At 64.0% G+C, this 11,823-nt stretch carries 10 protein-coding genes and 1 pseudogene; 6 read left to right on the top strand and 5 right to left on the bottom strand.

Annotated features, from left to right (window positions below):
- Nucleotides 1-81 precede the first annotated feature (81 nt).
- Nucleotides 82-3,030, bottom strand: coding sequence for an ATP-binding protein (locus ACSFA7_RS33310; protein WP_435503320.1), 2,949 nt, complete (start codon nucleotides 3,028-3,030; stop codon nucleotides 82-84).
- 1,742 nt (nucleotides 3,031-4,772) lie between these two features.
- Here ACSFA7_RS33310 and ACSFA7_RS33305 point away from each other — a divergent pair.
- Complete coding sequence (locus ACSFA7_RS33305; protein ID WP_435503319.1) at nucleotides 4,773-5,753, top strand: amidohydrolase family protein; 981 nt, start codon at nucleotides 4,773-4,775, stop codon at nucleotides 5,751-5,753.
- A complete protein-coding gene (locus tag ACSFA7_RS33300; protein WP_435503318.1) occupies nucleotides 5,726-6,055 on the top strand; it encodes a prolyl oligopeptidase family serine peptidase in 330 nt (109 codons plus the stop codon). The genes ACSFA7_RS33305 and ACSFA7_RS33300 overlap by 28 nt, the downstream gene beginning before the upstream one ends.
- Before the next feature lie 275 nt (nucleotides 6,056-6,330).
- Here the strand turns inward: ACSFA7_RS33300 and ACSFA7_RS33295 are convergent, their stop codons facing one another.
- Nucleotides 6,331-6,639 (bottom strand): fumarylacetoacetate hydrolase family protein, encoded by a 309-nt coding sequence (locus ACSFA7_RS33295; RefSeq protein ID WP_435503317.1) that lies wholly within the window; start codon nucleotides 6,637-6,639, stop codon nucleotides 6,331-6,333.
- Between ACSFA7_RS33295 and ACSFA7_RS33290 the strand changes: the two are divergent.
- A pseudogene (locus ACSFA7_RS33290) lies at nucleotides 6,580-6,757 on the top strand (transposase domain-containing protein); the annotation flags it as partial. The gene ACSFA7_RS33295 and the pseudogene ACSFA7_RS33290 overlap by 60 nt on opposite strands.
- Before the next feature lie 259 nt (nucleotides 6,758-7,016).
- Here ACSFA7_RS33290 and ACSFA7_RS33285 read toward each other — a convergent pair.
- From ACSFA7_RS33285 to ACSFA7_RS33275, 3 genes are all read right to left on the bottom strand, one after another.
- On the bottom strand, nucleotides 7,017-7,406 hold the full coding sequence (locus ACSFA7_RS33285) for a hypothetical protein (RefSeq protein ID WP_435503316.1): 390 nt from the start codon (nucleotides 7,404-7,406) through the stop codon (nucleotides 7,017-7,019).
- A 354-nt stretch (nucleotides 7,407-7,760) separates the two neighbouring features.
- On the bottom strand, nucleotides 7,761-7,949 hold the full coding sequence (locus ACSFA7_RS33280; RefSeq protein ID WP_435503315.1) for a hypothetical protein: 189 nt from the start codon (nucleotides 7,947-7,949) through the stop codon (nucleotides 7,761-7,763).
- A gap of 70 nt (nucleotides 7,950-8,019) precedes the next feature.
- Nucleotides 8,020-8,214: a hypothetical protein gene (locus tag ACSFA7_RS33275; protein WP_435503314.1), complete on the bottom strand. Its 195-nt coding sequence runs from the start codon at nucleotides 8,212-8,214 to the stop codon at nucleotides 8,020-8,022.
- Between the two features lie 222 nt (nucleotides 8,215-8,436).
- Between ACSFA7_RS33275 and ACSFA7_RS33270 the strand changes: the two genes are divergently transcribed.
- From ACSFA7_RS33270 to ACSFA7_RS33260, 3 genes are all read left to right on the top strand, one after another.
- Nucleotides 8,437-8,973, top strand: a complete 537-nt coding sequence (locus tag ACSFA7_RS33270) for an HU family DNA-binding protein (RefSeq protein WP_435503313.1) — start codon at nucleotides 8,437-8,439, stop codon at nucleotides 8,971-8,973.
- 1,106 nt (nucleotides 8,974-10,079) lie between these two features.
- Nucleotides 10,080-10,379: a helix-turn-helix domain-containing protein gene (locus ACSFA7_RS33265; RefSeq protein WP_435503312.1), complete on the top strand. Its 300-nt coding sequence runs from the start codon at nucleotides 10,080-10,082 to the stop codon at nucleotides 10,377-10,379.
- On the top strand, nucleotides 10,379-11,710 hold the full coding sequence (locus ACSFA7_RS33260) for a HipA domain-containing protein (RefSeq protein WP_435503311.1): 1,332 nt from the start codon (nucleotides 10,379-10,381) through the stop codon (nucleotides 11,708-11,710). The genes ACSFA7_RS33265 and ACSFA7_RS33260 overlap by 1 nt, the downstream gene beginning before the upstream one ends.
- The last annotated feature ends 113 nt before the right edge of the window (nucleotides 11,711-11,823 follow it).

Raw genomic sequence — 11,823 nt, 5'->3', positions numbered from 1 at the left:
AGAAAAGAAGAACGGGACCGACCGCGCCCCGCAAGGGGCCGGACGTTATGACGGCGCGACAGGAAAGTTGTCAGCGATCGGTCAGGAGCTGCCTTGGCGTGTTAGGCGGGGCGCCGCGCCGCGCAGCAGGGCATGGGCGCGCCGCACGCGCGCATGCCCCTCGCCGCCGCGCAGCCGTGCCAGCGCGTCGGCGAGCGCGGCGCGGTCCGCATCGCCGGCACCTGGACGCTCGCAGCGCATCAGGCGCGCGGCCAGCGCGGGCCAGGCGGCCTGCTGTTCGTGGCTGTGGTGCAGCGCGCGCGCCAGCGCCTCTTCGGCGCGCACTTCGTCGCGCTGCGCCGTGTGGCAGCGTGCATCTAGCAGATGAAGCTCGGCCAGGTGCATGGCTTCGCCCAGGCGCTCGGCCCAATGCAGGCCCCGGTCCACCTCGCTGCGCGCGGCGGCCAGGTCGCCGGCGCGCAAAGCCACCTCGGCGGCGTAGAGATGCACCTGGCTGGCACCCGCGAGCACACCGCGCGCGCGGTGCCGCGCCATGCCATCGCGGATGCGCTGCAATCCTTCATCGGTCGATGCGGCGCCGCCCATGCTCAGTGCCCATCCCGCATACCAGTGTGCCGGGCCGTCGGCCTGCCCGATGTCGTTCGGACCGGCGGCCACTTCAAGCACCGGCAGCGCCTGCACGACCCGCACCGGATCGTCGAGTGCCGCGCCGACCACCGCGGCACCCCAGGCCGCGAGCATGCTGGCCATCGGAGCGCCCAGGCGATCGGCGCGTACGCGCGCCTGTTCGACGTGACTCAGCGCCGCTTCGATATCGCCCAGCGCCAGCAGCGGAAACGCAGCGTTGATCAGCAGCGACACCGCCGGATCGATGGGGAAGGGTGCGCCGACCAAGCGCTCGCCCATCTGCGCGCACAGCGCGAGCCCTTCACGCAGGCAGGCCACGGCAGGCCCATAGGCGCCCTGGAACGACAGGGCCGCACCGCGCAGGTTACAGGCGCAGATCTGCAGCGCCGAGTCGTCGAAGCGCCGGGCCGCGGCCTCCACCCGGTCGGCCATCTGCAGCGCACGCGCATAGTCGGCGCGTGTCTGGTGGATCCAGCCGAGTCCGGCATCAATCCAGCCGTGCGAGGCGCCTGCCTCGGCGCGCTCGCACAGCAGCCGCGCGCGCTCGAGCGCTGCCTCGCGCTCCGGTGCGGCAAAGCCTAGGTACTGGGCGAAGGCCACGCCCTGCTCGGCCTGCAGGGCGAGTTCGAGCGCATCGCGCTCGCGCATGTCGATGTCGCGGCACCGCTCAAGCAGGGCCAGCGCACGCTGTGCAAGCCGCACCGCTTCCTGCGGCACGAAGCGCGCGAGTGCCAGCCGCACGGCGGCCACGCTGCTGCGCACCGCGGCGGCCAGGTCGAGGCTGCGCTCGTGATGCTCGACCATCTCGGCGGCGCTCACCGAAAGTCCCAGCGGTGCCGCCGTCTGCAGCGCTACGGCGGCGCGCCGATGCAACTCGGCGCGCGCGGCGGGGCCCAGGCGGTGGTAAAGCACATGGCGATGCAGCGCGTGACGAAACGCGTGACGCGCATCGAAGCTGCCGTCGGACAACTGCTCGAGCTCCAACGGCACCAGCCAGAACCCCTGGAGCGCGAGCCGGTCGACCTGCGCGCGCACCGACAGCCGGGAGCGCTCGAGCATCGCGGCCAGCGGCTGGCTCCAGAACTCCACGCCCAGCACGGCGGCGGCTTCGAGCAGCACCTGGTCTTCAGGGGCAATCAGATCCCATTGCCGCTCGATCAGGTGCGCGAGCGTCTGGGTCAACTGGCTGGGCGGGTCGACCAGCGCTTCGACCGGCGGGCGGCCCTGAACCGGAGGGTGCTGCCGCTCGGCGGCATCGAGCCAGGTCGCCAGGTACAGCGGCAAGCCACCGGTCTGCGCATGCAGGTGCTGGGCGGCGCCACGCGGCAGCGCCGCCTGCGGATAGCGCTGCGCCATGTAGTCCGCAACCTGCGCTGGCGTGAAGGGCTCGAGTGACAGGCTGCCCGCCAGCGCGCGCAAGCGCAGCCGCACATGCAGGTCGGCGGCCGCGCTTACGCGGCCTTGCCCGTCGTCGGGGCGCAGGCTCGCAACCAGCAGCCAGCGCGCCGGCTGCCGATGGCTGGCCAGATGCTCGAGCAGCAGCAGCGTGGGCTGGTCGCTCCATTGCAGGTCTTCGAGAATCCACAACAACGGATGGCGCTGCGCCAGTTGATCGAGCAGCGTGCCGAACTCGCGCAGCATCCGCCCGGGGCCCACGCCGTGGATTTCCAGCAGCAGTGCCGCACGCTCGGCCGCGTCGAGGTACCAAGGCATCTGGGCCAGCCAGGTGGGCGCCACATGCCGCAACAGCGGCAGCACCTCGGGTGCGCCACGGCACAGGCCGTTGAGTGCTTCGAGTACCGGCATGTAGGGTGCGTCCTGGCCGCCCTGCTCGACGCACTGGCCGCGCAGTACGCGCGGTGCTCCCGCACTTCGTGCGACGTGGTCGATCAACGTGGTCTTGCCCACGCCGGCTTCGCCGACGACGAAGACCAGTTGCCGCTCCGCGGCCACGGCGCGCGCCCAGGCCGCGCGCAACGTTTCGACCGCGGGGGTGCGACCGATCGGCACATTTGCCGGCGCATCCACCCATGCGGGCACCGGCGCGTGCTGCACTGGCGATGTGGTCGGCATGCTGGCTGCATCGGCAGGCTGCAACGCGGCGATGAAGCGGTAGCCGCGGCGCTGCACGGTCTCGACGTACCGCGGCTGCGCGGGGTTGTCCTGGAGCGCGGCGCGCAGTTGATTGACGGCGGTCTTGACCACACCTTCGCTCACCTCCTGCCCCGGCCAGACTTCGTCGAGCAAGGTGTCCTTGGCGACCAACTGGCCCGGCCGCGCTGTCAGCGCGCACAGCAGTGCAAAAACCTTGGGCTGCAGCGCCACGGATTCGCCATCGCGTAGCAGACGCGCAGCGGCCTCGTCGAGCATGTAAGGGCCGAAGCGCTGGCGCGGGATGTGCATAGGGCGGTATTCCCATTTTTCCTGGTCAGAATATTCTTGAGGGGAAAGATCACAAGCGCGCGAGAAGACCCGGCGCCGACGTGGAATAGGCGCATCCATGCGCTGCAAATGTCGCCCCCGTTTGGCAGCCCCACCATGACTTCAGTCGGCCCTGGCACCTTGCCACGCTTTGCCTCGCGCGAGCGACATCTTCGGTAGAAGCGAGCGGTCGTGCGCAAGAAAACTGGCATCCATTGGGAAAAGCATGCTCCATGCTCGGAATCATCGTCTGGTCAGGCTCGAATTCGGCCCGAAGTTCGACGTTCATCCCATACGCCAGTCGTCGATGCCTCGTGCTGCTCGCGTTGTCCATGGTTCTTGTCGATTTGGGGCGTGGTCAGCGCCCCAGGAAAATAGTCATGCGGTGCCGACCTTGCTCGCAGGGGATAGACCTTAAAGTGATGCAATGTGAGAGTGGTCAGCATTTGGTAAAGGCGGAATAAGTGCGCCGGCTACCGTGCTGTCGCGGGACTTGCGGTGTAGCACCGCATACGTGCACATGCGGTTGGTCACGCCTGACGTTTGGGAGCGACTTAGCCTTGCTCAAACTCTTGGAATCCATTGCCCCGCAACGGAGCGGATCAGAAAGAGAGATGGGCCGGCCTGTTTGAACAGATTCCGAGCCTTTAGGTGGATCCCATGGGGCACTCTCGCTCCATTGCTTTGCGGACGCGGACCACATCCTGGGGCAATGACGATGATGAATCAAATGGAAAGCGTGAGGCGCCTGAGAAGAGCGCGCGCCGCGCCGCGCTGTGCATCGGTTTGCTGGTCGACTTGCGGTCAATACGACAAGAGGCAATTCGGCAGCGGCAAAAGAAACGACAGCAAGCGCCAGTCTTGGCCGGCGAAGCGGCGCTATGGACGTGACCTCGCTCAGTTCCAGCAGTCGTGGCGGGAATCTTTCCCTCAATACCGGTTGCTGACCACATTCGCGCGACGAACTTCTAAGGTGGCCCCTGTGGGACTCGGTCGCTCCCGCGTGATTTTCCCTTATCAGGATGCTGACCACGTCTCGAGGAGAAAACCATGGAGCAGAAGTACAGCCCGGGGCGGGATTGGCTGACCGGGGGTACGCCGCCGGCGAAGCGACATGGGCCGTGAAGCGCACGGCCTGTGGGTCGTAGGCTCCATAAAGGAGGCCGCTCAGGTCCACCTGGACTCGACCATGCTCGTGCTCCGCGGCGCAACGCCGAAGCGACGCATCGCCCGCTCGGCATTGGTCGATGTGCGGGCGGACGGCCAAGTCTTGCGATTCGTTGCCGATGGAGAGCCCGTTGCCATCGAACTCGATGTCGGCGAAGCGCGGAAGTGGGTGAAGAAGATCATGACGCCCGCGCCCTCGCTGGCCTCCAAGCTGGGCGTCGGTGCGCTGACCCCCGCCTACCTCCTGGGTCAGGTCGCGGATGCGACCTTGGCCGAGGCCCTGTGCGGCGCGACGACGCCTTGCCCCGACTGCGCGGCATCGCTTGTCGCGATCGTCCTCGACGAGGGTGATCTTGCCCAGGCGGTCGGCCAGCATGCAGGCATGCCTTGCCGTCCCCTGTGGACGATCCACGTCAAGGGCAAAGCGACGCCTTTCGGTGACACCGCAGTCCGAAAGTACCTCCGGGAGCGGGGCTACATGGACATCAAGATCACAGCGGTATCGCAGCGCTTCACAGGCACGCGGTACAACAAACAACGACTTCCAAAAAGAAAAGATGAAAATTTACGTCGTCGCGGTTGCCGCGTTCCTGCTGCTCTCATTCGCGCCGCGAGCCGAAGAGGCGCCAAAGCGCCAGAAACAGAGTCGGCTCGCGATTCAGGCAGAAATCGAGAGCGCCGCGTCAGGCACCGATGGCGTGGTAACGCCGCAAGCGCCCATACCCTTCATCGATGCGCATGCGCATCTGAACGACGCGACTTCCCAACTCAAGCTGATGAACGCATACGGCGCGAGCCGGGCCGTTGTGTTCTGGGGAGGCCGCAGTGACAACGAATCAGTTGCCGAGGCGGCGCGGCGCTGGCCTGATCGATTCATCGCATTCGCTTCGATTTCGCCCGAACGCTCGAAATACCGACTGGCATGGGAACATGAGGATCCGGTGTTGCTGGACGAACTCGATCGATTGCTTGCGAGCGGCCACTACAAGGGGATCGGCGAAATCTCCGTGGCCCATTTCCCGGGAGGCAACTTCGCCGAGACAGGGTTCAGCGTGACAGGCCCCTTGATGGTGGGCATCTTCTCTCTGGCGCGCAAGTATGGCGTTCCGGTCCTTGTGCACATCGAGTGGACGCACATGCACGAGCTTTCCACGGCCCTCGAGCGCTTTTCCGATGTCAAGGTGATCTGGGCGCACGGCGGGTACACCCCACTGTTCATCGCGCAGCGCATGCTCGCGCGGCACCCCAATCTTTACTACGAATTGAGCGCACGAACCTGGCCCCACCACCCGCGTTCCCCCGACTACACGATTCTTCGGAATGGGCGTGACGTATGGCCCGAATGGCTGCAACTCATTGAAGCGCAGCCTGATCGCTTCACTGTTGGCACAGATGCGACGCAGAGGTCGGCAACTGGCGATGCATTGAAATTCCAAAGCGTACAGAACCTGCTGGGGCAGTTGAGCCCGGCCGCGCGGGACAAGGTTGCCACCGAGAACGTGCTGCGACTGTGCGGCATGGGGCCCAACGACCGGTAGCGCGAAAGCCTTACGAGGCACAGTGGGGCAACCTGCTGAGCTATTCGCCGTATCACAATGTGGCATCCGGCAGGCACTACCCCGCCATCCTTGCCACGACGGCGGATACCGATGATCGTGTGGTTCCCGCACACACCTTCAAGTACATCGCGGCCATCCAGGCCGCCGACATCGGATCGCGGCCGCACCTCGTGCGCATCGAGACCCGGGCGGGCCATGGCGCTGGCAAGCCGATGAAGAAGGTGATCGAGGAATTGGCCGACAAGTGGGCGTTCGCTGCGTATTGGACGAGGTTGAGGTGAGTGCGGCCGCTGCAGGCCCGGCGGCGCCTTGGCGACGATGGCGCCAGTCGCTGCTGGTGGAGCTGCGTGGCTCACCTGCCTTTTTTAACCCTCGCGCGCTGTTACCTACCCCGGGGTATCACCAACACCCTGATGCAGCGACTGCTACTGCTTGCAGTGTCGGATCGACCATCGATAACTGGGTATTTACGTGCCTTTGGTTATCGTCAGTTGGCCTACCATCTGTCTTTCAGCATCGTTAGCTGTTGCTGCCACTCAAATGTTTCCCGCCAGCCTCATTCCGCACGCACTCCATTGCGCAGCACACCGATCGCATCGACTTCCACTTCGACGATGTCTCCCGCCTTCATCCACACGGGCGGCGTACGCTTGGCGCCCACGCCGCCGGGCGTGCCGGTGACGATCACGTCGCCCGCGGCCAGCGGCATGAACGAACTGCGCTGCAAACTGGTGAGCTTGAGTGCGGAAGCGACCGAAGAACTTGTGATGGCTCGCCTACGTGAGCGATGCAAGGCCTGGAATTGCTGTTCACTGGAAGTTTGCGTGCCGGACAGAGGGCAGCAGCCATCATGAGCCTGCTCCACACGGCCCCGGCTCAACGGCCATGAGCCCTATGTGTACCGCAAGGATGTGCTCGAGCGGCTGCCTACGCAACCCGATCGCCGCGTCAGAGATCTGCTGCCCTACCGCTGGCAGGCTTGATCGAATGCCCGCGCCGAGTCAACTTCGAGAGCTGGAAGGTTCGAGCGCGCTACTACGCCAGCCTTCGCAGCGGCAACTCGCCAGTCAGCCCGTCAAGACGGCGGTATGACTTAAACCAACCGGCCTCCATGAAAGCCGGGGCGATTCAGATGCTCGCAACGGCTGGGTGCCACTGAAGAATCTGCGAGAAGCCGGCAACGATTAAGGCGCGATCAAGGGCTCCCTGGACGTCGGGGCGGGACGAGCACGTCGGGGCGACTCAAACGGTAACAGTGAAGGGGGACCCCGTAGAGATGAAGGGGAAGGGGGACTCTGCCGAACTGCGGGAGTGCGCAGCAGCCAGCACCAAGGAAAACTCCTTATCTTTCGGGGCGCTCAACGACTTCCTCGCGTCGAAGTCTGCATCGGTATGAGCCTTCTGCCATCGGGCCGCCAACCGCAACTCGGTGTTAGAAAGATTTGACGGGCCCCGCGCAAGTTCTTTTTTCCTCGCATTGAAGCAAGCTAGAAAGCTCTCGGTGTCGGTGAAGCTGCTTTCAAGGGCCGCCAGGTAGATGGGCACCGACACCATGAGATCTTTTAAGGTCACCGAAGCACCGGTCACTGTCGCTGAAAACAGCCGGCCTGCCGATTGATAGTGTTGATCCATATCTCAAGTATCTCGACAGGTCAACGGATGGATGTAGGGCATTCGCCCTTCCTGCATGGCGCCCTTGTCTAGTTCATCGCCGGCGCTGACCTGCAAATAGCCCCAACCCAGACGCTTATGTGTGAGGCCGGTACGGGCTTGACCGGAAACCATGTTGGGGATCCATGAAAAAAGCCCTCACGGAGGGCTTCGGAAAATGGTCGTGAACTCTTACGCGGTCCACGCTACGGCAAATTCGTTTGCAGAAGTCAATGTTGTTTTTCTCGTCGTGGTGACTTCGACGCGCTGCTTTGGGGTTCAGCTTGCTCGGCCGAGCAACACCCGATGACCAGGTGATACCCGATTTTCCTTTGCTCACGGATCGGCGCCTGGGCGACTTGGCGACAACACAGGCTTGTTTTCCTGGTATCTCTCCCAGAGATAAAGGCCGGGCAGGGCCAGAAGGTGCGCAAAGGCCGCGATGAGTCCGGTTGCGAACAGCGCGACAGCAAACAGCGGCATCGCTGCAATCTCCAGAATCGTCCGGATCAACTTCATGTTCATGGTTTCCGGTCCCGGGTGTCCTGCGAGACGTGGTTGAGGCGCATGCAGGCGCAGCCGCCGATGGACATCATCAGCGCTTCGCCAGCGCCAAGCGGCCGAGTTCGGTGATCCGGTGCACTCGCGCCGCGACAGACCCGGGGTCCGAAGAGATCACGACCGCCTTGATGAAGCCGACCGTGTGGAGCAACTCGACACAAGTGACGGCCGACTGCCCGGTGACGACGAGCGGAAACTCGCGCCTTTGCAGTTCGCGCAGATAGTCCATCGGCTCAAGCTTCATTGTCGCGCGGCCCTGACGCGCACGACTACGGTCCCGCCGTCGATCAAACAATTCGTCATACGTACTCCCTTGAATGCCCGTTGAGTGCCCAAGCAATTTCTGCATCCGTGAAGACTGCCGCTATCCGCCAAATGCGACCCCGGCTGCCCGTGTCTGTCCTACGCTGTGCGAAGGGCAGGTCGCGAAGGGGTATTGCGACGCGCGTGCATGTGCCGCTCTGACCTTGACGGCGGCGGCCGCTTCTCTCCGAGCCACGAGCGCGGGCGTCGTTCGGTTCGCCGCGGGCCGGGCTCTCTCGGCGCTGCGGCTACACTGCCGCCGCTCGCCGCGGGCATCCGCCTGCGGTGTGCACAGGCCCTGAGCCTGATCTTTCGTCATAGGAATAAATCAACAGTGAACCGCATCGAACTCGTCGAAAAAATCGCCACCACCCACACCGTCAGCAAGGCCGAAGCTGCGCGCATCCTGGAGACTGTGACCAGCGCGATCGTCGCCGCCGTGAAAAAGGGCGATCCCGTGCAGATCGTTGGCTTCGGCACCTTCAAGCAGGTCGCGCGTGCGGCCCGCACCGGCTTCAATCCTCAGGCCGGCACCAAGATCAAGATCGCGGCGCAGAAGGTGCCGAAGTTCGTGCCCGGCGCTTCGTTCAAGGCAGCGGTAGACCCGAAGGCAGCCAAGCGCAAGGCGGACAAGGTTGCGGCCGCCAAGCCTGCCGCCAAGAAGGCTGTTGCAAAGAAGAAGTAAGCATCGCGCAGCAATGCGCAAGCGAACGTGTGGCCCTTCGGGGGCCGCTTTGCTTTGCGGGCGGTTTCGCGGGTACCTTTGAAGCTCGGCAACCGCGCCTTTTGTCCCTGGCGCTGGGGCGCCGTTGTCCAAGGCCCTGCTCGCCAAGAGCTGTTGACCGACCGGTGTCGGCCGATCTCGGCCCTGGATAGCCCGAGTCATGAACGGCACGGTAAGCGCCGCCGGCAGCTGGCGGTCGGACGGCGCTGCTGCTTGCGGTGGCTCAGACTGAGGTCGCTCCGGACTTCTGAGCGCTCGCCCGGATTCAGTCCAACTCTCTACTACGTGGCGCACCGTTGCACCCGACGCCGACGGTCCGTGAACGCTGCTCCCATGAGTTGAGGTTGGTCGCGCGCGCAGCAACGGAGGACGCATGATCAGCAAAGCTGCCAGTCGTCAACAGATGCTCCCTACCGGTGTTGGCGGTGTTTGTAAAAAATCTCTTTGAAAGCACGTTGCCTGGCCGCAGGCTGTCATCTGGCAAGTCGTGGTCCCCAGCGGTCTGAGAGGAGTTCTCGTGCAGATTGCCTACAGACATCAGTTCAATCCAACGATGGGAAGTCTGCTTGATGCCCCGGCATGCCTAACGCCGCTCGCGCAGCAGGCCCAGCGTAAAGGAGTTCGGCTTCGTGTTTGCGCCGCTCGACGTGGCGGCTGCGCTGCAGCTCGCGGAGGGGACAACAGGGCTGAAGGTGGTGCGCGTGCGTGCAACTGGGCGCACGCCGATCCTGCACAGCGTGGTCTGAGGATATGGTCGTTTCCCGCCTCGCCGCAGGTCGCGATGCCCGCACCCGTGCACCTGGTGCAGGGCCTCCGGCAACCGACGGTACGTCTCCAACTGGCGCTGCCACGGTCTTCTCGGACAGCACCGCCATGCCGCCGGCTCCCCCGTAGGCGCCTAGCGAGTCACGCAGCTGTGTGGCTGCGATGCTGCCATTCGCGCGTACATTGTTCCGGCATGCCGAAATAAATGCGTTTAGCAACGCCAATTATGCATTGTTCCGTTATGGCGAAATTAACGGTGGATTTTTGTTTTTTGGTCTATAGTTCCGAGAATACGGAATAATATGGCCCGCACACTTCCTGAATTCCACAAGAACCTGAGTCCAGCCGCTGCCTCCCTAGAGCAACTCGGCAAACTCGTGCGAAATCGACGCGCCCAGTCGCGCATGCGCATCGACGACGCTGCATCCCTCAGCGGAGTCTCCAGCGACTTGCTTTCGCGTTTGGAGAACGGCAAGCCGGTGACCGCAGACAAGCTCATGCTGGTGCTGGAGAGTCTGGGCCTTCGCATGCTCATCGTGGCCAAGACCGACATTCCTGCTCTCGAAGCAGTGCTTGACCCGTCCACGAGCGAGGGTCGGTGATGGAAGGGTACATCCTGGACGTCTACGCGGGAGCCGTGCGCGTCGGCACGCTGGGCTATGACCAAGCTCAGGATGCCTTCCACTTTGACTATGACGCCGCCTGGCGGGCGTTGCCAAGCCGCTACCCGCTCTCGCCATATCTGCCCTTGGAGGGTTGCGCGGCGTCGCAGGCCATCCGCCGTTTCCTAGAGAACCTGCTCCCTGAAGGTGAGGCACTGGTTGTGGCGGCCAGCGATGCGCGCGTGGCGCGCAACAACGTCTTCGGGCTTCTTCGCCACCTCGGACATGAGACTGCTGGCGCGCTGAGCTTTATCGCTGCCGGCCACGTGCCGGCCGAGCAGGAGCCACTGCGCCGGCACCTGCCGTTCGAAGAGCTGCAGGCACGGATCGACAACCGCGCGAACGAACCCTTCAACCGGTGGGACGGCAAAGTGCGCATGTCCATCGCGGGGCACCAGGACAAGCTTCTGGTGGCCATCGAAGAAGACCAACTGTTCCTGGTCGACGGGGCGCTGTCGTCTACGCACATCCTCAAACCAGAGCCTGTGCGCGAGGAAGCAAGGTGCATGGTGGCCAACGAGCATTTCTGCATGCAGTTGACCAACCGCATCAGCATGCGGCGCTGGAAGGCGCCTGGCGCCGCGCAGGTGAGCATCCTGCGGGTGCCGTCGCCGGTCTTGAGCATCGAGCGATTCGACCGCCGCAGGACACCGGACGGTGTCGAGCGGCTGCACATCATTGATGGGTGCCAGGCGCTGGATCTGTCGGTGAGTGCAAAGTACGAGCGGAACGTGGGGGATCAACCGGAGGTGCGGCACATTCGCGATGGCGCCAGTTTCGAAAAGCTCGGCACACTCAGGTCCGGGTTCGTCGAACCGGCGCTGGGGATGCAGCGCCTGGTCCTTTGGGCTGTCACGACTCTGCTCTTCGGCAACAGCGATTCGCACGGCAAGAACATCTCGTTCTTCGTCGACCGCGCAGGGCTCACGCCGACGCCGCTGTATGACTTGGTGAGCGTCGTGCAATACGCGGCGTTCCATCACGACCTGGCGATGGCATTCGGGGATGAATTCGAGCTGGACGCAGTGCGCTCGTTCGCGCTTGCGGACTTCTGCGTGCGCATGGGCGTTGAACGCAGGTATTTCGCACGCGAGCTGACGCGACTCTGTGAGTTCGCACTTCAAGAGGCGCCGACGCAGGCGGCGGACCCCGTGTACATGGGAGAGGAAGTCGCGTTCGTGCAAGGCCTTGCTCAGTTCGTGGCCCGCCGGGCGCAGGCCTTGTTGGCCATGGCGCGCGATATCCCGAAATTAACTGCCGACAACTTCTAGGGAAGGTCTGATCAAGAGCACGTTTCTTGCATGAAGGATTGACCCCTGCAAAGGAGCACGAGCGATGAGTCAGATCAGTTTTGCGGATGCGGAGCAAGCGGGCAAGAGGAAGA

Origin of the sequence: Variovorax trehalosi (assembly GCF_051216415.1) — a bacterium.
Taxonomy (GTDB): domain Bacteria; phylum Pseudomonadota; class Gammaproteobacteria; order Burkholderiales; family Burkholderiaceae_C; genus Variovorax.
This window is presented reverse-complemented; position numbering and strand designations above follow the sequence as displayed.

Excerpts from the sequence above, each read along its gene's own strand:
- ACSFA7_RS33310 (WP_435503320.1), bottom strand. The coding sequence starts at position 3,030 with ATGCACATCCCGCGCCAGCGCTTCGGCCCTTACATGCTCGACGAGGCC.
- ACSFA7_RS33305 (WP_435503319.1), top strand. The coding sequence starts at position 4,773 with ATGAAAATTTACGTCGTCGCGGTTGCCGCGTTCCTGCTGCTCTCATTC.
- ACSFA7_RS33285 (WP_435503316.1), bottom strand. The coding sequence starts at position 7,406 with ATGGATCAACACTATCAATCGGCAGGCCGGCTGTTTTCAGCGACAGTG.
- ACSFA7_RS33280 (WP_435503315.1), bottom strand. The coding sequence starts at position 7,949 with ATGAACATGAAGTTGATCCGGACGATTCTGGAGATTGCAGCGATGCCG.
- ACSFA7_RS33275 (WP_435503314.1), bottom strand. The coding sequence starts at position 8,214 with ATGGACTATCTGCGCGAACTGCAAAGGCGCGAGTTTCCGCTCGTCGTC.
- ACSFA7_RS33270 (WP_435503313.1), top strand. The coding sequence starts at position 8,437 with ATGTGCCGCTCTGACCTTGACGGCGGCGGCCGCTTCTCTCCGAGCCAC.
- ACSFA7_RS33265 (WP_435503312.1), top strand. The coding sequence starts at position 10,080 with ATGGCCCGCACACTTCCTGAATTCCACAAGAACCTGAGTCCAGCCGCT.
- ACSFA7_RS33260 (WP_435503311.1), top strand. The coding sequence starts at position 10,379 with ATGGAAGGGTACATCCTGGACGTCTACGCGGGAGCCGTGCGCGTCGGC.